This is a genomic window from Streptomyces sp. NPDC015220, from assembly GCF_043079345.1.
Lineage (GTDB): Bacteria > Actinomycetota > Actinomycetes > Streptomycetales > Streptomycetaceae > Streptomyces.
The window spans coordinates 1-18,682 of sequence record NZ_JBIBUK010000042.1 but is presented as its reverse complement, the minus strand read 5'-3'; the positions used below and the strand labels follow the sequence as shown (position 1 = coordinate 18,682).

At 72.4% G+C, this 18,682-nt stretch carries 18 protein-coding genes and 1 pseudogene; 7 read left to right on the top strand and 12 right to left on the bottom strand.

Annotated elements, in window-relative coordinates; genetic code table 11:
- Positions 1–91: 91 nt before the first annotated feature.
- On the top strand, positions 92–817 hold the full coding sequence (locus ACF061_RS38465; protein ID WP_392271665.1) for a hypothetical protein: 726 nt from the start codon (positions 92–94) through the stop codon (positions 815–817).
- Here ACF061_RS38465 and ACF061_RS38460 read toward each other — a convergent pair.
- Positions 797–1,042 (bottom strand): cyclophilin-like fold protein, encoded by a 246-nt coding sequence (locus tag ACF061_RS38460; protein WP_392271679.1) that lies wholly within the window; start codon positions 1,040–1,042, stop codon positions 797–799. The genes ACF061_RS38465 and ACF061_RS38460 overlap by 21 nt on opposite strands.
- Before the next feature lie 110 nt (positions 1,043–1,152).
- On the opposite strand from ACF061_RS38460, the gene ACF061_RS38455 reads away from it, so the two are divergent.
- The gene (locus ACF061_RS38455; RefSeq protein WP_392271664.1) at positions 1,153–1,446 is read left to right on the top strand and encodes a hypothetical protein; all 294 of its coding nucleotides are present in this window, start codon (positions 1,153–1,155) and stop codon (positions 1,444–1,446) included.
- Between the two features lie 139 nt (positions 1,447–1,585).
- Here the strand turns inward: ACF061_RS38455 and ACF061_RS38450 are convergent, their stop codons facing one another.
- Both ACF061_RS38450 and ACF061_RS38445 read right to left on the bottom strand, forming a co-directional pair.
- A complete protein-coding gene (locus tag ACF061_RS38450) occupies positions 1,586–1,996 on the bottom strand; it encodes a cupin domain-containing protein (RefSeq protein ID WP_392271663.1) in 411 nt (136 codons plus the stop codon).
- Positions 1,997–2,118: 122 nt separating this feature from the next.
- Positions 2,119–3,135 carry a zinc-dependent alcohol dehydrogenase family protein gene (locus ACF061_RS38445; protein WP_392271662.1) on the bottom strand — a complete coding sequence of 339 codons (1,017 nt, stop codon included), beginning with the start codon at positions 3,133–3,135 and terminating at the stop codon, positions 2,119–2,121.
- 247 nt (positions 3,136–3,382) lie between these two features.
- Between ACF061_RS38445 and ACF061_RS38440 the strand changes: the two genes are divergently transcribed.
- Positions 3,383–4,273, top strand: coding sequence for a helix-turn-helix transcriptional regulator (locus ACF061_RS38440; RefSeq protein ID WP_392271661.1), 891 nt, complete (start codon positions 3,383–3,385; stop codon positions 4,271–4,273).
- A 241-nt stretch (positions 4,274–4,514) separates the two neighbouring features.
- Here ACF061_RS38440 and ACF061_RS38435 read toward each other — a convergent pair whose 3' ends face one another.
- The 4 genes from ACF061_RS38435 to ACF061_RS38420 form a co-directional block, all read right to left on the bottom strand.
- A complete protein-coding gene (locus ACF061_RS38435; protein WP_392271660.1) occupies positions 4,515–5,294 on the bottom strand; it encodes a hypothetical protein in 780 nt (259 codons plus the stop codon).
- 532 nt (positions 5,295–5,826) lie between these two features.
- The gene (locus ACF061_RS38430) at positions 5,827–6,588 is read right to left on the bottom strand and encodes a MerR family transcriptional regulator (protein ID WP_392271659.1); all 762 of its coding nucleotides are present in this window, start codon (positions 6,586–6,588) and stop codon (positions 5,827–5,829) included.
- 670 nt (positions 6,589–7,258) lie between these two features.
- Positions 7,259–7,726, bottom strand: a complete 468-nt coding sequence (locus ACF061_RS38425) for a hypothetical protein (RefSeq protein ID WP_392271658.1) — start codon at positions 7,724–7,726, stop codon at positions 7,259–7,261.
- Positions 7,727–7,759: 33 nt separating this feature from the next.
- On the bottom strand, positions 7,760–8,266 hold the full coding sequence (locus tag ACF061_RS38420) for a MarR family transcriptional regulator (protein ID WP_392271657.1): 507 nt from the start codon (positions 8,264–8,266) through the stop codon (positions 7,760–7,762).
- A 69-nt stretch (positions 8,267–8,335) separates the two neighbouring features.
- On the opposite strand from ACF061_RS38420, the gene ACF061_RS38415 reads away from it, so the two are divergent.
- Together ACF061_RS38415 and ACF061_RS38410 are read left to right on the top strand one after the other, a co-directional pair.
- A complete protein-coding gene (locus ACF061_RS38415) occupies positions 8,336–9,178 on the top strand; it encodes an alpha/beta fold hydrolase (protein ID WP_392271656.1) in 843 nt (280 codons plus the stop codon).
- Between the two features lie 145 nt (positions 9,179–9,323).
- Positions 9,324–9,485 (top strand): annotated as a pseudogene (locus ACF061_RS38410) (Ig-like domain-containing protein); the annotation flags it as partial.
- 32 nt (positions 9,486–9,517) lie between these two features.
- On the opposite strand, the gene ACF061_RS38405 reads toward ACF061_RS38410, so the two are convergent.
- From ACF061_RS38405 to ACF061_RS38395, 3 genes are all read right to left on the bottom strand, one after another.
- Positions 9,518–10,735, bottom strand: coding sequence for a glycosyltransferase (locus tag ACF061_RS38405; RefSeq protein WP_392271655.1), 1,218 nt, complete (start codon positions 10,733–10,735; stop codon positions 9,518–9,520).
- Positions 10,732–11,532 carry a MerR family transcriptional regulator gene (locus ACF061_RS38400; RefSeq protein WP_392271654.1) on the bottom strand — a complete coding sequence of 267 codons (801 nt, stop codon included), beginning with the start codon at positions 11,530–11,532 and terminating at the stop codon, positions 10,732–10,734. The genes ACF061_RS38405 and ACF061_RS38400 overlap by 4 nt, the downstream gene beginning before the upstream one ends.
- Before the next feature lie 67 nt (positions 11,533–11,599).
- Positions 11,600–12,832: an MFS transporter gene (locus ACF061_RS38395; RefSeq protein WP_392271653.1), complete on the bottom strand. Its 1,233-nt coding sequence runs from the start codon at positions 12,830–12,832 to the stop codon at positions 11,600–11,602.
- Between the two features lie 1,293 nt (positions 12,833–14,125).
- On the opposite strand from ACF061_RS38395, the gene ACF061_RS38390 reads away from it, so the two are divergent.
- Entirely contained in the window at positions 14,126–15,571 is a 1,446-nt protein-coding gene (locus ACF061_RS38390; protein WP_392271652.1) for a hypothetical protein, read from the top strand.
- Between the two features lie 267 nt (positions 15,572–15,838).
- Here ACF061_RS38390 and ACF061_RS38385 read toward each other — a convergent pair whose 3' ends face one another.
- A complete protein-coding gene (locus tag ACF061_RS38385; RefSeq protein WP_392271651.1) occupies positions 15,839–16,354 on the bottom strand; it encodes an ATP-binding protein in 516 nt (171 codons plus the stop codon).
- Positions 16,355–16,681: 327 nt separating this feature from the next.
- Positions 16,682–17,023, bottom strand: coding sequence for an STAS domain-containing protein (locus ACF061_RS38380; RefSeq protein ID WP_392271650.1), 342 nt, complete (start codon positions 17,021–17,023; stop codon positions 16,682–16,684).
- A gap of 210 nt (positions 17,024–17,233) precedes the next feature.
- On the opposite strand from ACF061_RS38380, the gene ACF061_RS38375 reads away from it, so the two are divergent.
- Positions 17,234–17,929: a GAF and ANTAR domain-containing protein gene (locus ACF061_RS38375; RefSeq protein WP_392271649.1), complete on the top strand. Its 696-nt coding sequence runs from the start codon at positions 17,234–17,236 to the stop codon at positions 17,927–17,929.
- Positions 17,930–18,682 lie beyond the last annotated feature (753 nt).

The window sequence follows — 18,682 nt, the reverse complement described above, 5'->3', positions numbered from 1 at the left end:
CCGGGCTCTTCCGGCCCTTCGGCGTTAATGTTAGACCGAGTGCTCGGTCTAACATTACGGGAACAGCAGCCAGCAGCAGCGAGGGGGAACCATGACCATGCGCAGGGGACTTGAGCGAAGCCCGCGAGGTGACCGGCTCACCGTGCTCGGCCAGTCGGCGTGGAGCACCATGTGCGTCTATGTCGTCCTCATGCTGGCGGGGGCGGGTGTCGGTTGGCTGGTCGGCCCCCTGGCCGACTGGCTGGTGACGTTGCCCTGGGCCCCGTTGCAGGGACCGGCCGAGCTCGTGGCGTCGATCCCCGCTCCGTGGGTGCCCGCCGCCGGCGCGGTGACCGGGCTGGCCCTCGGATGTGTCGCTCAGCACGAGCAGTTGGTGATTGGTCTGTCGGACGACCGTGTTGCGCTCACAGGCAAGGGGCGTACGCGGGAGTTCTCGCGCGATGCCGTCGCCGCGGTGTTCCGGGACGGCAAGCAACTCGTCCTGCTCGGCCACGATGGTGGCGAGCTCACTCGGCAGGAGTGCGACCTGGACGCCGGCGGCGTTGCCGACGCCTTCACCGAGCACGGTTACGTGTGGGCGGACGCCGATCCGCACGAGGACGAGTTCCGCCGCTGGGTCCCTGACACCCCCGGTCTCCCGGAGGGCGCGAACGCCATCCTCAGAGCCCGCCAGGATTCGTTGGAGAAGAAGGGTTCCTCCCACGACGACGTTCAAGAGCTCCGTGAGGAACTGGCCCGTCTCGGCGTCGTGGTGAGGGATGAGAAGCGACGCCAGTACTGGAGGACGTTTCGGAAGTCAGGTCCGGCCGTGGGATGAATGGCGGTGGAATGCCTCGACGCGGATGCTTTCCGCTCCGGCGAGCCGGTCGATGTCGCCGGGGTCGGTGAACGGGCCGAATATGACCGGGCTCGGGGAGTGATCGCCGTCGCGGTGGAGGAAAGCCAGGTCGCCCCAGGGCGCGTAGTAGGCGAGGTCGCCCGCCTTCGGCTTCGAGGCCGGGGGCGCGTCGGTGGTGTCGAGTTTCCGGGGCGGGTAGGCGATCCGCTCGGTCCGGTGGAAGTCGGAGTTCGCACTTCAGCGGACGGCCCGTCCTCGACGGAGTCGACTGGCAGGGCCGGAGCCCGGGCTCGTACGCGGACAGCAAGCTGTTCGTGACCGCCCTGGCGGCCGCGGTCGCACGGCTGTGGCCCGGCGCTCCGAGCAATGCCGTGGACCCGGGCTGGGTGCCGACGAAGATGGGCGGCCCGAGCGCGCCGGACGATCTGGAGCTCGGTCATCAGACCCAGGAGTGGCTTGCGGCCGGCGACGACCTGGAGGCCCTGACGACGGGTGGCTACTGGTATCACCGGCAGCGGCGGCAGCCCCATGCGGCAGTGCACGACGAGGCGTTCCAGGACCGCCTCCTGCAGGTGCTCGCCGAGGAAACCGGCGCCCGGATCGGCTGAACCGGCCGGCGCGTACGCCGACACGGGGCAGCCGTTCCCACCGGGCTGCGGAACGGCGGGAACGGCTGTCCGTGCGGTCCACCATGCGTCTGCCTCGGGAGCTTCGCCGCCGGGGCCGTGCCAGATAGGGCGGGCCGGGTCAGTCGGTGGCGGGGGCGGCTGCGTACTCCTCGTCGGTGACGGGGGTCAGCCAGTGCACGACGTCGTGGTCCGCGTCCGCCTCGTTGATGGCCAGGTGGACCATGAGGCGGTTCGGTGCGGCGCCGTGCCAGTGCTCCTCGTCGGCTTCGAACAGGACGCGGTCGCCGGGCCGGATGACCTCGATCGGTCCGCCGCGGCGCTGGCACAGGCCGACGCCCTCGGTGACGAAGACCGTCTGGCTCAGCGGGTGGCGGTGCCAGTGCGTCCGGGCGCCGGGCATGAAGTGCACGAGGTTGGCGCTGACCCGGGAGGGCTCCGGGGCTGCGGCGACGGCGTCGATGTAGACGTCGCCGGTGAACCAGTCCGCGGGGCCCTTGACGGTGTCGATCGAGCTTCGGGTGATCTGCATGGCCTGTTTCTCTTCTTCGGTGAATTCGGGGGTCGTGGCGGAATTGGGGGGTTCCAGGGGCGGGCGGGCGCGACCGGCGGAGCTGATGGCCCGCCCCTGAGAATGGGGGTGTGGGTGGAGGGTCAGGGCTTGAGGAGGGTCTTGATGGCGCGGCGTTCGTCCATGGCCTTGTAGCCCTCGGCGACCTGGTCCAGCGGCAGGGTGAGGTCGAAGACCTTGCCGGGGTCGATCGCTCCGGTCAGGACGCGGTCGATGAGGTCGGGCAGGTAGCGGCGCACGGGCGCCGGTCCGCCGCGCAGTCCGACATGGGAGAAGAAGAGTTCCTGACCGTCGACGGCGACCTCGTGCGGGACGCCGACGAAGCCGACGTCGCCGCCGGGCCGGGCCGAGTGCAGCGCCTGGCTCATGGCCTGCGCCGTGCCGACGCACTCCAGCACGCTGTCCGCGCCGATCCCGCCGGTCAGCTCCTTGACCCGGGCCACACCCTCCTCGCCACGCTCCGTGACGATGTCGGTCGCGCCGAACTCCAGGGCGAGCTTCTGGCGGGGCTCGTGACGGGACATGGCGATGATCCGCTCGGCGCCCATCACCTTGGCGGCGATCACCGCGCACAGACCGACCGCGCCGTCGCCGACGACCACGGCCGTGGAGCCGGGCTTCACCTCGGCGGCGTCCGCGGCCCACCAGCCGGTGCCCATGACGTCGGACACGGCCAGCAGGCCGGGCCAGAACTCCTCATCCGGCACCCCGTCCGTGGCGACGAGGGTGCCCTGGGCGTTGGGGATGCGGACGTAGTCGGCCTGGCAGGTCGACATGAACTCGCGATTCAGGCAGCTGGACTGGAAGCCGCCCAGACAGTTCGCGCAGGTGTTGTCCGAGGTGGCGAACGATCCGACGACGAACTGCCCCGGCTTCACCGAGGTCACCTCGGATCCGACCTCCTCGACGAATCCGACGTACTCGTGCCCCATCGGGTGAGCCTGCTCGGTCGGCTCCGCACCCCGGTAGGGCCACAGGTCCGAGCCGCACACGCAGGTGACGGCCGTGCGGATGATCGCGTCGGTGGGCTTGAGGATCTTCGGGTCTTCGAGGGTTTCGAAGCGGATGTCGCCGGGGGCGTGGATCACTGCGCCGCGCATCGAAGTGGCTCCTTACATGCCGTATTCACAGACAAAGGGGGGTGTGGTCCGGGCGGCCTTCCGGTCGCCGCAGGCCAGGGCATACAGCCGCCGGACAGGCGGTGCGGTTCCCAGGTGGCGTGTTCGCAGTCCCCGGGGATTGCCTGATGTCCAGGGAACCGCCCTTTCGCGTGCGCAGCGAGTCACCAGTGATGGGTGTACTGGCAGTGCATCCCTTTCATGCCGGACGGGTCGTACCGTCGAAGGCATGGACAACCGTGAGGAGGTCCGCGAGTTCCTCACCTCGCGGCGAGCGAAGATCACCCCCGAGCAGGCCGGCCTGCCCTCGGGCTCCCGACGGCGCGTGCCCGGGTTGCGCCGCAGCGAGGTCGCAGCACTGGCCGACATGAGCGTGGAGTACTACGCCAAGCTGGAGCGCGGCAATCTCGCCGGCGTCTCGCCGGCCGTCCTCGAGGCCGTCGCCCGCGTGCTGCAGATGGACGACGCCGAGCGCGCGCATCTGCTGAACCTGGCGCAGGCCGCCGACGGCACGGACATCCTCACCCGCTCCCGGCGCCGCCACGTCAAGGGCCGGCAGCAGGTCCACCGCAGCCTGCAGTGGACGCTCGACGCGATCACCGCCGGGCCCGCGGTCGTGTGCAACGGCCGACTGGACATCCTCGCCTCGAACGCGCTCGCCCGCGCCTTCTACACCGACCTGTTCGCGAACCCGGCCAACCGGCGGAACCTGGCCCACTTCCAGTTCCTCGACCCGGCCTCGCGCCGCTTCTACCCCGACTGGGACCTGTTCGCCGACATGGCCGTCGCCATGCTGCACGCGCAGGCCGGCCGTAACCCGTACGACAAGGACCTGCACGACCTCGTCGGCGAGCTGTCCACCCGGTCAGAGGAGTTCCGCACCCGCTGGGGCGCGCACAACGTCCGCCGGCACGGCACCGGCACCAAGCGGTTTCACCACTCCTCCGTCGGCGAACTCACCCTCGCCTACGAAACCCTCGACCTGGGCGCCGACCCCGGCCTCCACATGACCGTCTACACCGCCGAACCCGGATCCCCCGCCGAAGAGGGACTGCGCCTGCTCGCCTCCCTCGCCGCCACCGAGGACAGCGCCCTGGCCACTCAGCACACCACCGGCTGAGCATCGCTGCGCGAACATCACGGACGGGTCCGAGGCGCTGAACCGGCCGGCGGAAACGGGACTCACTCTTCAGACACAGCTCAGGGCCAAGGCTCTCCGGGGGAGGTCGCGATCACGGCCCGGTCCCGGTTCGAAGGCATCGCCCGGCCCCTCCAGCACCGCTGGAGAGCTGCTTGTCGGGTAGGCGGGCCGGCAGGCTGCCGTGGGGTGGACGGGGTCGAGGCCCGTGGGTCGCCCCCGTTCAGCCGGCCGAAGTGTCCTGTGTCGCCTCGCGTGCTTCGGTGAGGGCTCGCTGCCTGAGGTTGCCGCCGAACAACTGAATCGTGGTGGCCGCCAGGATGTCATCCCTGCCGATGGTCCGCCCGTCTCCCCTGCGCCTGGACAGGGCCCGGGGGGAATCCCCGGGAAACGTGGGTGGGGCCGGTTCGCCCGACATCCCCAGGGTGACCGTACCGAAACGCTTGACCCCGTCCTCGCGGACGACCATGGCCGCGTCCCGGGCGAGGTCCGTCAGGAACACGCTCGCGATTCCGTCCAGGTCACGGACCATCGCTGGGACGGCCGACGCCCCCTGGCTCCGCAGCAGCTTCTTGACCCCAGCCTCGAACCTGTGGGCGCCGACCACAGCACTCGGTCTGCGCGACCTGCTGCGCTTACGAGATGGCACGATGACGCCCTCGGCGTCGTACAGGACACCGGTCAGGCCTTGGAACGTCGGGCTGTGGTCGTACCACTTGTCCCCCACCTCAAGCTCGACGTTCCGGTCGATCGCCGAGAGAAGGTCCCCGGGAATCAGCTTCTTGCGGCCCTCCGCCGCCGCCGCTCTCCTCGCGCCGTCGATGATCTCCGTCAGCACTGTCCGCGTCACCGACGCGGCGGCGCACGCGGCCGGCCGAGAGACGTGCATCGAGGTCACGTCCCTGAACACCGCTCTGACGAGAGAGGGCTTGAACGGCGAGACATCCATGACCGAGGCGGTCTCGGGACCCCTGCGCTCAGAGGGTGCGAGCTGTGTGATCATCAGAAGAAACGTTCCCTGCTGTCGGAGTCATCAGAGGCCCACACCTCACCACACAGACCCGCTCTCCTCCCCCATCCTCCGTCGAAGCGGCACCCGGTCAACAGCCTGACGGGCACACCCCGACGCCTGGGCCGGTGATCAGCCACCTCCCGCACGCCCTCGTACCGTGACACCCGCGTCCCCCGACCGGCGATGAGGCGCTGGTCCGCTGGTTCACCCCGGCCAGGGGCGCACCACGCCCCAGGTGTGTGTCGCGTAGACGTCGCAGGCGAGGCGGGTCTGATGGTCGAAGTCCACCCAACGCGTGAGCTCTGGTGCTCGGTTCAGCGCCTCCCCCCACTGCGCCCGGCGGGCCGGGTCGAAGCCGTGACGGCCGGCGAGGGACGGCTCACGGGCCTGCCCGGCGGGAGGCCTCGGCGGGCCATCGGGTGATCCGGACCGCGCCGGGCGGGGCCAGGGCCAGCAGGTCCCTGCGCCGACGCACTCGTGCGGGGCCGCCGTCGGTGCGTGCCGCGGGCGGCCCCGCGGTGGTTCAGGCGAGCCTGGCCGTGGCGTACGCCTCGATGGCGTCGCGCTGGTAGGCGGCCAGACCCGGAGCGATCGCCTCGTAGGCCGCACGCCAGGACTCGTTGTCCACGCAGGAGCGGCCCATCGCGCGGTACTCGTCGGTGGAGACGGCGCGCAGTGCGGTCAGCGCCCGGTACTGGGCGTCGATCTCGGCCTGGGCGGGTTCGGCGTCGGCGGGGATGCCGGCGGCCATCAGCTCGGCCAGCCGGATCATCTGTGCCGTGCGCTCCCGCTGTCCGGCCTCGATCTCGGCCGGGCTCATCGTCGCGGTCCGCCGCGCGACTTCCTCCGCGTGCTCGGGGAAGTCACGCAGGCTGTCCGCGTACTGGGCGGGCTGCACGCCTTCGAACAGGTTCTCCGGTCGGTTGATGGCGGCCATGGGGCGTCCGTCCTTCCTGGACTGTTCCAGTTCGGCGATCGTGCGGGAGACGGTGGCGGCAAGGCTGTCGAGCCGGTCCCGTTCGGCGAGCAGCCGCCGAAGGTGGCCGCGCAGGGCGTCCACCTCGTCGACCTGCTCGGCCAGGACCCGGCCGATCTCGGGCAGTCCGAGGTTCAGGGCCCGCAGTACGAGGATCTGCTGCAGCAGCAGAAGCTGGTGCTCCTCGTAGTGGCGGCGGCCGCCCGCACCGGTCCGGGCCGGAGGCAGCAGGCCGATTTCGTCGTAGTGCCGCAGGGTCCGGGCGGTCACGCCCGACATCTGGGCGACCTCCTCGATCGGCCACTCCATCGCCGCCTCCCTCACGAGTGCGTCACCGGGCCGGTCTCTCCGGCCTTGGTCAGGACGGTAGGTGCTGCCGCAACGGCAACTTCAACCCCCGAAGCGAGGCCCACCCGGCTTTCGATCCCGCGACCACACGCATGTCCCCCACGACCAGCCCGTGCGGAGGCCCCCTGCCTGCCGAAACTCGTGAACATCGCGATCCGCCCGCAACCGCCCGGCGCCTCCCGAACCGCCGTGGGAACGCTTCCCTCTCTCGTGCGCACAGCCAGATGGCGCGCTGTTCAGCGGTTGCGGGTCTTCGTCCAGCGGACAAGTGGACGAGTGCGGCCGCCGGGTCCTGTCATCGACACCGGCGAGGAAGCGGCCGCGTACCGGCGCCTGCTCACCAAGCGCACCACCGCCCTCGCCGACACCACTCCCGACCTTGTCCCCGACGGCCGAACCCTCCCCCTTGGCCGCCACCTGGTCCCTGTCGCACGACCGCGCCGACGCCCTCCGCCCCGTAGGACTGGCGCGCCCCCTCCTCCGGCTCTCCGCCTTCCTCGACCCCAACGTCATCCCCGAGGCCGTCCTGACCAGCGCGCCCGCTCTGGCCCGCCTCACCGCGCACCGCACCCCAACCGGCCGTCCTCCGACCGGGGAACCCCCGATCCCACCCCTGGACGCGGTCCAGGCGCTACGCGCACGGCACCGGCTCAGCCTCATCGACCACTCCCCCGGCGTCCCCCACCAAGCCGTCCGCGTCCACCAGCTCATCCAGCGTGCCACCCGCGACACCCTCACGTCCCATCAGCACGCCCAGCTCGCCCGCACCGCCGCCGGCGCCCTGACCGCGGCCTGGCCCGCGTTCGAACGCGACACCGCCCTCGCGCAGGCCCTGCGCGCCGACACGACTGCCCTCGTCGCCCACGCCGAACAGGCGCTGTACCGGCCCGGCACTCACGCGGTGCTGTACCGCACCGGCCAGAGCCTCGGCGAATCCGGCCAGGTCGCCGCCGCCCGGACCCACTACCAGCGCCTCGCTGACAGCACCATGTCCCGTCTCGGCCCCGACCGCCCCGACACTCGCACCGCCCGGCTCCGCCGTGCCCGGCGGCGGGGGCAGGCAGGGGATCCGGCGGGAGCCGCGACGTCCCTCGCTCACACTCCTCCGCCCGCGGGTGGGGCGCTCGGCGGGTCATCGGTCCTGCTCCGGACTGAGGACGGCGTGGGCGGCCGTCAGGAAGCGCCGCACGGTGTCCCGCTCGGCGGTGCCGAAGGAGTCCAGCACGCCCAGCAGCCCGTCGATGACGGGGCCGAAGAACTCCTGCCCCAGACGGATCGCCTCCGGTTCGACGCGCAGCAGGACACGGCGCCGGTCGCGGTCGTCGCGGACCCGGGTCACGTGCCCGAGCCGCTCCAGTCGGTCGATCACGGCGGTGGTGCCGGCCGAGTTGAGGCCGAGGCGGGCGCCGAGCAGGCCGACGGTGGCCGGCTCGCCGGCCCGGGCGGCGTCGAGGAGGCAGATCAACGCCCGTACGTCGGTGATGTGCATGGCGTTGCGGGCGGCGAACTCGGCCTGACGCAGGCCGAACTCGACGGTCACGGCGCGCAGCAGGTGCACCAGTCGCAGGGTGTCCGGCTCCTGCGGCCGGCGGCCGCTCCTGTCGGCCCTGCCACGGCCATCGTCCTGGTTGTCGTCCACATCGCCTCCGCCTAGGATCTCTCGTTGAGCGAGATTATCGTCTGGCGAGAGAATAGGGTCTTCATGCCCGTGCCCGTGCCCGAATCCTTCCGCACCGCCTACGACGAGGTCCTCGGCCAGTGGCCCGGGCCGGTCGACCGCGCCGACCTGCAGACGCCCCACGGGTTCACCCGAGTCAACAGCTGCGGCCCGGCCACGGCGCCGCCGCTCGTCCTGCTGCCGGGCGGTGGGGCCACCTCCACGGTGTGGGGGGCTTGCGCCGCGGCCGGCCTTGCCCGCCATCATCGGGTGCACGGCGTCGACCTGATGGGGGACGCGGGGCTCAGCGTGCCCCGGCCCGGGCGGCCGGTCCGCTCCGTCGACGACCTCGCCGTCTGGCTGGACGCGGTCCTCGACGGGATCCGTTCCGCGAGCCCCGACGCGGGTCCAGTGCTGCTCGGCGGGCACTCCTACGGGGCCTGGATCGCCGCCCACTACGCGGCCCGGCGACCCGAGCGGGTCGCCGGCCTCGTCCTGCTCGACCCGACCCGGGTCTTCACCGGCCTCAGCCCCGGCTACGTCCTGCGCGCGCTGCCGATGCTGGCGCGGCCCACCCCAGGGCGGATCCGCTCCTTCCTGGCCTGGGAGACCGGTGGAGCCGCCCTCGACGCGGCCTGGCTGCGGCTGCAGGAAGCGAGCGCCGGCTTCCCGGCCGTACGCCCGGTCAGAGGGCCGCTGCCGGACCCGGCCCCGCTGCGAACGCTGTCGGTGCGCGTGCTGCTGGCGGGACGCGCTCGCTGCCACGAGCCCGGCCGCGTCGCCCGGGCCGTCGCCGAAATGCTCCCGGGAGCGCGGACCGAGATCCTGCCGGGGGTCTCGCACCACGCGTTCCCGCTGGCCGCGGCCGACGGGATCGCCCTGCGGCTGGGCTGATTGCCGTGACGGCCGTCGGGCATCCACCATCGGGTGTGCCGCATCGGCCGCTCGGCGCCGTCGCCGTCCTTCACCTTCCGCCGGCCGCACCGCGTGCCAGGCGATCCGCGCACCGTCGAGGGCTCGGCAGGCGGAGCTCCGGCATGTGACCGCCGGTGCGGGCGCAGATGAGGCCGACGAGCGCGCCGACCGGCGGCCGAAGGCGTACTGGCCGTCCGGCACGCGGGTGAAGATCGACGTCGACGTGAGGGGCGTCAGCAACAGCAACGAGCGCTACGGCGTGCACGACCACACGCACACCCGGAAGCACCCGCCGGTGACACCGGGAACGGATCGGCGTCAGCCGTCGGTCAGCTGCTCGACGGCCTTGACGGTCCGGCCTGCCGCGTCCTCGGTCGCCATGTGCCGCGCGCACCCCGCGGCGGCTCGTGCGTACGTCTGCTGCCGCACGACCAGGTCGAGCGCGTCGGCGAGCCGCTCGGTGGTGAGGGACCGGAAGGGAATGGGGTCGGTCGCGGCACCGACGGCGGCGAGCCGTCGCGCCCAGAACGGCTGGTCGGCGCTCACCGGCACGGGGACCGCGGGCACTGCGGCGCGCAGGGCCGCGGCAGAGGTGCCGGCCCCGGCGTGGTGGACCACCGCGGCCAGCCGCGGGAAGAGCAGGGCGTGCGGCATGTCCCCGACGGCGAGGACGTCGTCGCCGCCGTCGGCGGCGAGGCCGGCGCTGCCGGCTTGGAGGATGCCGCGCAGCCCGGCGCGGCGCAGGGCGCGTACGGCGATCTCGCCGAGGCGTTCTCCCTCCCCCGCGGCCATGCTTCCGAAGGTGATCAGGACGGGACGCGGCCCGGCTTGGAGGAAGTCCTCCAGTTCCGTCGGGAGCCGACCGGCCGGATCATGACGGGGCCACCAGTTGCCGACCACGTCGAGGCCCGGGCGCCAGTCGGAGGGACGCGGCACCAGTGCCGTGCTGAAGCCGTACAGGACGGGCCAGTTCGCCCGTTCCTGCCGGCGGCGCATCTCGGCAGGGGAGACCGGTGGCAGCCGGAGGCGGTGGCGCAGCCGGGTGACCGCCTGCGTGTGGAGGCGGTCGGCCATGCGGAGGGCGAGGCGCCCGGCCATGCGGTTGGCGGGGCGGCCCAGGGAGCGGGAGCCCGTGACGACCGGCGGGAAGTCGCCGGTCGGTGCGGTGGGTTGGAGGTACACACCGAGGCTCGGTGTGCCCGTGGCCTCGGAGAGGTGCCAGCCGAGCGGGGCCGTGGTGGTCGACAGCAGGAGCAGATCGGTGTCGTCGGACATCGCGTCGGCGAAGCCCTGGCCCAGGTCCGTGATGAACGCGGCGGCGGCGCGCATCAGTTCACGCTTGCCCGTGACGCTTCCGTGACCGAGCGGGTCCCCGGGCAGGCCGCGGAATTCCAGCCCCGCCTCGCGTACGAGGGGTGCGAAGGCGTCCGTGGTGGCGAGGGCGACGTCGTGTCCGGCCCTGCGCAGCTCGGCGCCCAGGCCGGTGTAGGGCGCGACGTCGCCGCGGGATCCGGCCGCGGCGATCAGGATCCTCATCGGTCCTCCTCCAAGTCGGTGCGGCCGCCCGCGTGGCGGGCGGCGTTGGCGTGGACCGCCCTGCACAGATAGGCGGACAGCCCCGGGCGCTGTTGCGACGGCGGTACGACCAGGGCGAAGGCGCGTGGGTCGGCGACGAAGTCGTCCGCGATGCGCCGGTGCATGTCGGGCGGACAGGAGGTGAACCAGCGCGAGATGTGCAGGCGGTGCTCCTCGGCGAGGTCCATGGCGCGCTCTCCGTCGCTCGGCTCCCCCTCGTCGAAGGCCGCGAGCAGCTCCGCGCGCCAGGTGCCCGCCTCGCTCATGAGCTGCCGCCAGTCCTCCTTGGTGTGGGCGGCGGCGCGTGCCATCGCCTCGCGCCGTCCCCGCGACTGCGTCCACTTCAGCTCCGCCTCGGTGGCGTAGCTCAGGTCGAAGGTGATCTCGCCGAAGACCTCGAAGCGTTCCCGGGGGGTCAGGAAGACCCCGGTCTGCTGGACCTCTATCGCTCGTTCCGCCACCTCGGCGAGCCGCTGCAGCCTGGTGATCTCCTCGCTCAACTGCCGTTGCCGGGCCCGCAAGTGCTCCAGCGCGTTCGCTTGCGGATCCTCGAGGATCGAGGCGATCTCGTCGAGGGGGAAACCCAGCTCACGGTAGAAGAGGATCTGCTGGAGCCGTACCAGGTCGGCGTCGCTGTAGACCCGGTAGCCGGCGTGGCTGCGGCCGCTGGGCGAGAGCAGCCCCGCCTTGTCGTAGTGGTGCAGCGTACGCACCGTCACCCCGGCGAAAGCCGAGACCCGCCCCACGGAATAGCTCATCCCCCTGCCCTTTCGTCGGCCTACAGCCTCAAGCCTGACGTAGGGGGAGGGTCAAATCGCGCTCCGGTCAGTTCCCGGGGGCCGGTTCCGCGGTTCTGCGGGGGGTGCGGTGGTCGGCGGCCCTGCGTGCGACCGGGCCCATCGCGTGCGCGGCGGCCGGCATCAACACGCCCAGGAGCAGCCAGCCGGGTGTTCCCCAGTCCAGCAGGAGCCAGGTCACCGCCAGCGGACCCACGGTACGGGCCACGGTCGCGCCGGTGCCGAAGAAGCCCTGGTACTCGCCCATGCGGTCGGCCGGCGCCAGGTCGAAGGAGAGCTGCCACGATCCGGCCGACTGCAGCATCTCCGCCACCACCTGGAGTGCCGCACCGACCACCATCACGAGTGTCGCGAGCCAGGCCGATCGCCCCGCCGACAGCGCGAACACCGCGCAGGAGAGGGCCGTCATGAGCCCGGACCGGCGCAGCGCCCGCAAGGCGCTGCCGAGCCCGGTCACGGACCTGGCCGTGCGCACCTGGAACAGCGTCACCGCGAGTGTGTTGAGCACGAACAGCCCGGCCGCCAGCCAGGCGGGCGCTCGGGTCCGCTCGGTGATCCACAGCGGCAGCGCGACGCTGAGCAGCGGCAGCCGCAGCAGCAGTACGGCGTTGAGGGAGGCGAGCAGGGTGTAGGGCCGGTCACGGAGCACCGCGAGCCGCCTGCCGCCGCCCGCCGTGCCGGCCTCGTCGGCGGCGGGCGCGGCCCTCACGGCCGGCAGTCGCAGCAGGAGCAGCGCACAGGCCAGGCAACAGAGGGCGTCCAGGAGCAGGACACCCCGGTATGCCGCCGCCGTCCCGGCGCTCAGGGCGACCCCGCCGAGCGCCGCGCCCACCGCCAGTCCGCCGTTCAGCGTCGACTGCAGGCGCGCCAGCAGTCCTGTCCGCTCCTCGGGCGGCACCAGGTGTGCAAGCAGCGCCTGGCGGGCCGCGGCGAGTCCCGACTGAGCGGCGGCATAGCAACAGGCCGTGAGGACGAACGGTACAAAACCCCGGACCAGGAGGAACGAGGCGACCGCCGCGGAGGTCCCCAGAGCCAGCAGTACCGACGTGCCGCGTGGCCCGCGCCGGTCCGCGAGCCGCCCGAACGGCACCCCGACCAGCGAACCGAACCCCCAGGCGAGAGTCAGGCCGAGCCCTACGCGTGCGGGAGCGATGTGGGCGACGTGGGTGAAGTACAGCGCCGAGGTCACGTAATAGGCGCCGTCGCCCGTGGAGTTGGCGAGCTGAGCGAGGGCCAGGAAGCGTCCCGGTCGATTCGTCATACCGACGACGGTAGGGGCCAGATGGACCGATGGTCAGACCCAATAACCCCCTGTTCCACTGATCCAATCTGCGGGTCGGGAGCATCCCCGCAGCGGGCCTCGAGCCTTCCGGGCGGTGTGGCCGCCGACCGCCGTCGCCCACACCGGAGCCGAACGCCGTGGGACCTCCCGCACCGTCGCGTGCGGGCGGTCCCTGTGTCAGTGCGGTGGGCACTGGCCTTGTCCTCCTACTGGTAGATGACGGTCACTGACGTTGTCGCCGTGATGTCGTCGAGTTGAGGCCGGTCTCGGCGAGGCATCCGTTGATGAGATCGCTGCGGTACTGGATCCGGCGGAGGCCGTGTCGGAGCGTGCTGGTGAGGTGGCCGGGGTCGGTGAAGGCGGTGTCGACCTGGCTGCCGCCCCGCCGGCAGGGACCAGATGCCCTCGGCTCCGGCCCACAGAATCACTCGTCCCGTGCATCGGGCGCCGAGGTTGGACGACAAGCTCGGGAACTGCCCCGTAACCGTCGGGGCAGCGGCAGACGGTGTCAGACTTCGGCGTGGCCCACTACGGCAGTCCAGGGACCAGTCCCGAAGAACGCCGGGCGGGGCGGGTGATGGATCAGTCACCGGAAGGTGATCAATGGCATCCTCTTCCGGAGCGCACCGCCTCCCGTGGCAGGAACCACCAGCGCGGTTCGGGTGGTGGCCGCCGGACGGACCGGCCACGTCCCCGGCTGCCGTGCGCCGGCCGTGGACGTGAGGCCCGGCTCATGCTGTGGCCAGCAGGTCAGCTGTCTTCGGGACGGCAGCCGCCGCCCCGGCCTCCTTGCCCGCACACTCTGCCCGCTCGGCGCAGGGCGGCGACCTCGGAGGCCGTGGCCCGGCGCCGGCGCCGGCGCCGTGTGCGGGCCTGCCCGATCGGGGCCGGCACATCGCCCGGGGCGGTGCCGGGACCGGGGGACACGCGGTGGGACGGCTTCCGCACCGCGGCGGGCGGCCGCTGCGCCGCCTGTCGGGGACTGCCCGGCACGCCGGAGCCGGGCTGTACGCCCGCGTGGAAGAAGCGGATCCAGGAGAGGGCGAGCGACGAGCGAGTCGCGCACGGTCCGGCAGATGGCCCGATCGGGCGCGGTCCGCGCCGGCGGCCGCCGCGTCGCGGCCGGTTCCGCATGGGCGGCCTTGACCGCGTGGCCGACCGGCTGTTGGCTCATCCCGCAGTCGGCCCTCGGGGGACGCAGCGTGCGCACGCGGGGCAGCCACGCCCGGTGACGCACGGCCGAGGCAAGGGACCGTCAAGGGGAGGGACCGTATGAGGACACCTTGGAGCACCACAGGAACACGGCCGGGCGGGGCCGGGCCGGGCCGTCCATGGCTGGTCCGGGGCGGCTGCGCCCTGGCGACGGCCGTCCTGGCCGCATCGGCACTGCCCGCGCACGCCGCACCGGCGGCCGGAAGCACCGTCCAGGTGAGCGTGGGCGTCGGCGGCGCGCCCCCCAACGGCACATCCTGGGTGACGGGGCTGAGCGCGGACGGCCGTTACGTCGTCTTCGGCTCGTACGCGGACAACCTGGTGCCCGGTGACACCAACGGGCAGCCGGACATGTTCGTCCGGGACCTGCGGACCGAGAGAACCGAGCGCGTCAGCGTGGGCAACGGCGGCGCGCAGGCCGCCGGCCCCTCGTACGAGGGCGTGATCAGCGGCAACGGCCGGTACGTGGCGTTCACCTCCGCCGACACCGGCTTGGCGCCCGATGGGCTGTCCGACGCCCGGGCCCTCTACGTCCGTGACCGCTGGACGGGCCGCACCGAGCGGCTCGCCACCGGGGCCACCTCGGAACGGGACGAGAACGGCCGTGAACCGCAGCAGCCGTCGATCAGTTGGGACGGGCGCTACATCGCCTTCGCCGCCGTCGGGGGCGTCTTCGTCACCGACCGGTGGAAGGGCACCACCCGCCTGGTCAGTGTCGGCGCGGCCACGGCGCCGGGCAGCGTGATCTCCACCGCGCCGAGAATCAGCGCGGACGGGAACACCGTCGTCTTCATCTCCCACTGGGACCTGCCGGGCACCGAGGCACGGCGGGCCCAGCGGACCGTCGCCACGCCGGGCGGCCCCGGCGCCGACGCCTCGGGGGAGGCCGCCGAGCGGACCGCGGGGGCAACGGGCCGAGCCGGTGCGAGCAGCGATGCGGACGGTGGCGCGGGGATCCTCAAGCCGAACTACCTCCCCCTGTACGTGCACGACATGCGCACCGGGCGGACCCGCGGCGCCAGCATCGGCCTGAACGGCGAACTGACCGGCGTCCCCACCGCCGGCGGCTCGATCAGCCCGGACGGGCGCTACGCCGTCTTCACCGCCGTTGTGCCCGAAACACCGCCCAACCCCCGTGGGGGGAACCTCGCCGTGTTCGTCCGCGATCTGGAGCGGGGCGTGACCACACAGGTCAATGGGGACGTCGCCACCGCCGGACACGGCGTGCTGACGGCGGGCGGCCGCTGGGTGTACTTCACCTCCACGGAGGACGACCTGGTGCCCGGTGACACCAACGAAGTCGACGACGTCTTCCGGCGCGACCTGTGGACCGGCCGGACGGAACGGGTCAGCCTGGCTTCGGACGGCACGCAGGGCGCCGAGCCCTCGTGGACCCCGTTCGTCGACGCGCTCGGAACTACCGCGGTGTTCGTCTCCAAGGGCCTGGCGGCGCCCAAGAGCAACGGGTACGCCGAGGTCTTCGCCCGCCGGCTGCCGCCCTTGTAGCGTCCGGCCCCTGAGACCGGCGCGGGAAGTCCGGAGGCCGGACCTGACCGGCCGCTCTGCCAAGCGGGCGGAGCGGAACCGCGGTGGGCGGTCAGGCGGCGGGCGGTCAGGCGGTGGGCGCGCAGGACGGCCGGACGAGTGGCCGACTGTGCTGTCACCCGTTCCCGTGCCGTCGAGCTCGGCGGAGTCTCACCCAGCTGAGCGGGGAGGCCTCGGATCTCAGGCTCGGCGGCTGTCGTCGCGGGGGCGGTCACTCGCGGACCGGAGTCAGTTACGGGACGCCCCTTGGCCGGTTCCCGGACGACCTCGCCGGACATCGGGCCGGTCTTCGGCAGGTGTTGGCCGGGGCAGCCACATCTCGGCGGTGACGTGTTTGCCGTCTTCGCGGCGGGTGGTGCGGAAACGGTCGCACAGGCGGGTGATCAGATGCAGGCCATGTCCGCCGATGCGGTGCGGATCGGGCACGCGCAGTCGAGGCGCGTGGGGTGAGCTGTCGCGGACGGTGATCCGCAGGCGTGCCGGGTCGGACGTGAGTACTTCGAGCAGGATGCCTCCGGGACCGGGGGCGTGCCGTAACGCGTTGGCGATGAGTTCGCTGATGACGATCTGGGCGTCCTGGCTGATCTGGTGACGGGGAGGGTACCCGGCCCGAGCGAGCAGGGTGCGTGCCGCGCTGCGGGCATCGGCGAGAGATGTGCCTTCTGCCCCCCACACGGCGCCGTAACTCAGTACCGCTGCCGGGTGGCGTCCATCCGCCGCCTGCTTCCTAAGCGGGATGACCATGTGATTCCTGTGCGGTGAGGTTGGTTTGTGGTTACTGAACGTTTCTGTCGGCCGTTCCCGGCTTACCCATCGTGGCCGTACTCATGAGGGAGACCACTGCCGTGGTCCAGTGCCGCGACAGGCAACGTTTGCCCCGTCGCGGCACCCGGCACGCCTGCCCCGAACTCTTCGAGCAGCGGTGACCCCCACGCGTCGCACCGGCCGGAGCCCGAGCGTGACCGGTCCAAGGGCTTCCGGCCGGCCCTCCCGAGCTCCTCGGGCAGGGGGACTCCCGAAAGCACGCCCCGGGAGCCGCTCCTCGGCGGTCAGACGTCGCCGGCCGCGGCATCAGTCGGTGTCCATGTTCTGGGTCGTGAAGTGTCCGAGCGTGCCGCTGACGTCCAGCAGTCGGCGGACCGGCGGCTGGAGCGGGCCGAGCAGCACTAACTCGCGGCCGGTCGCGAGGTGGTGGCGTCGGGCGGTCAGGAGTGCGTTGAGGAGCATGCTGTCGGCGAAGGTGACCTGGGACAAGTCCACCGTGGTGGCGGAGAGACCGGACCGGTCGGCCGCCTGCCAGGCGGCCTCGACGTCTTCCCAGTCCTCGTGGTCCAGTTCGCCGCGCATGATGAGGTACACCACCTCGTCACGGCGGCTGACGTGCACTTTCGTCGTCTCGAAGGGAGCAGGCATCGGACCATCCTCACACCAGGCGGCAAGGGAATCCAGCCGCCCCGACACGCGGTGACAGGGACATACCGAAGCCTCGCGTCCTGCCGGGCGGTGTTTCCCGTGTCACGGTGCCGCCTCGTGCGGGTATGTGGACGGTGAGCCCAGTTGGTGAAGATCCCGTTGGAGGTGGCAAGGGTGGAGTGGACCGGCCACGACCGGCACACCTTGGACATGGTTGGCTGGTTGCTGGAGACCGAGTCGCTGCGTGCGTTTCTGCAGCACCTCGTCGATGACGCCGTGGCGGCGTCCGAGGCGGACGGCTGCGGGGTGACGGTGCAGCGGCAGGGGCGGCCGTTGACGGTGGTCAGCACCGGGGGTCTGGCCGACAAACTGGACGAGAAGCAGTACGGCCAGGACGACGGCCCCTGTCTGCAGGCCCTGCGTACCGGCCAGGTCGTGCACGTGACCGACATGCTCGGCGAGACCCGGTGGGGCTCCTACCCGCGGTTCGCGGCCGACCTCGGGGTGGGCTCCGCCCTGTCCGTGCCGATCCCGGCCCGTACGCACACCGCGGGCGCGCTCAACTTCTACGCCGCCGCCCCCGACGCCTTCACCGAGGACGACCGGCACACCCTGACGGTCTTCGCGGCGCGGGCCGGCGGCGGCATCGCCCTGGCACAGCGCCTGGCCGACGCAGAGGACTTCACCCGCGACCTCCAGGCGGCCCTCGTCTCCCGCAGCGTCATCGACCAGGCGATCGGCGCCGTCATGCAACGTCAGCAGTGCGGTGAGGAGCAGGCGTTCGACCTGCTGCGCAGGCTGTCCCAGCAGACCAACGTCAAGCTCCGCGACGTCTGCACCCGCCTGCTGACCGACCTCGCCGGAGAGCCTCCGGCCCCCCGCACCCCCCTGCGGCCCAGACCCTGACCCGCCCCGGCCAGGTGGTGCGATCGGCCCTGGCCCACTACTCGCCGATTCGGGACATCGCCCGGGTCGGCGCCACCACCGGGCACGCCGCGAGGACGGTCGTCGCCGGGCTTGACCAGGCGGGGCGTCCCGGCCTCCGTCGCACCGGGTGCCGCGGCCTCGGTGCGCCGCGCCTGCGGCGGTGGTCCGCGCGATGAGGCCGAGACGGGCCGGTCCGACCGGGCTCCGCCGGTCTTCGCCTGACAGGACGGACGTGCTCCGTTCCCGCGTCGCCCCCCGCACGGCCCGCGCTCGACGGCTCCGACCGCGACCAGGCCGGAATCGGGTCCCGCGTCCCCTGTACTCCGCCTCGCTGTGGGTGGGATCGTGAAGGCACGTGGGACCGCAGCTTCACCGGCATGCCGTGGCAGCTGTCGCCTCGCGAGGGGATCGCTTAGGAAGCAGGCGACAGCCGCCGTACTCGCGCGAGCACGACGGCTGTGCATCCACCCGGCCGGGCTTCCCCGGGCCGGCGGGTGCATCCCCGGCCAACCGCCGCGCCCCCACGCGATCCGCGGCCACCTGCGAGCGGGGCGGCCAGGCCCGGCCCCGGGCCTGCCTGGTCCCGCGGGCCGCGTGAGTCGTCATGACGCCGCGGGTAATCGACACTTCTCCCGCCTCCCGGAACCATGGGCGGTGTACCCGTTCGACGCACCGCGCCACCTGACTCCGGGAGATCGCATGCCGTACTTCACCAGCCCCGTCGACGGCGCC

Excerpts from the sequence above, each read along its gene's own strand:
- ACF061_RS38380 (WP_392271650.1), bottom strand. The coding sequence starts at position 17,023 with ATGCCTGCTCCCTTCGAGACGACGAAAGTGCACGTCAGCCGCCGTGAC.
- ACF061_RS38440 (WP_392271661.1), top strand. The coding sequence starts at position 3,383 with ATGGACAACCGTGAGGAGGTCCGCGAGTTCCTCACCTCGCGGCGAGCG.
- ACF061_RS38465 (WP_392271665.1), top strand. The coding sequence starts at position 92 with ATGACCATGCGCAGGGGACTTGAGCGAAGCCCGCGAGGTGACCGGCTC.
- ACF061_RS38390 (WP_392271652.1), top strand. The coding sequence starts at position 14,126 with ATGAGGACACCTTGGAGCACCACAGGAACACGGCCGGGCGGGGCCGGG.
- ACF061_RS38445 (WP_392271662.1), bottom strand. The coding sequence starts at position 3,135 with ATGCGCGGCGCAGTGATCCACGCCCCCGGCGACATCCGCTTCGAAACC.
- ACF061_RS38405 (WP_392271655.1), bottom strand. The coding sequence starts at position 10,735 with ATGAGGATCCTGATCGCCGCGGCCGGATCCCGCGGCGACGTCGCGCCC.
- ACF061_RS38375 (WP_392271649.1), top strand. The coding sequence starts at position 17,234 with ATGGTTGGCTGGTTGCTGGAGACCGAGTCGCTGCGTGCGTTTCTGCAG.
- ACF061_RS38435 (WP_392271660.1), bottom strand. The coding sequence starts at position 5,294 with ATGATCACACAGCTCGCACCCTCTGAGCGCAGGGGTCCCGAGACCGCC.
- ACF061_RS38395 (WP_392271653.1), bottom strand. The coding sequence starts at position 12,832 with ATGACGAATCGACCGGGACGCTTCCTGGCCCTCGCTCAGCTCGCCAAC.
- ACF061_RS38400 (WP_392271654.1), bottom strand. The coding sequence starts at position 11,532 with ATGAGCTATTCCGTGGGGCGGGTCTCGGCTTTCGCCGGGGTGACGGTG.
- ACF061_RS38385 (WP_392271651.1), bottom strand. The coding sequence starts at position 16,354 with ATGGTCATCCCGCTTAGGAAGCAGGCGGCGGATGGACGCCACCCGGCA.
- ACF061_RS38430 (WP_392271659.1), bottom strand. The coding sequence starts at position 6,588 with ATGGAGTGGCCGATCGAGGAGGTCGCCCAGATGTCGGGCGTGACCGCC.
- ACF061_RS38450 (WP_392271663.1), bottom strand. The coding sequence starts at position 1,996 with ATGCAGATCACCCGAAGCTCGATCGACACCGTCAAGGGCCCCGCGGAC.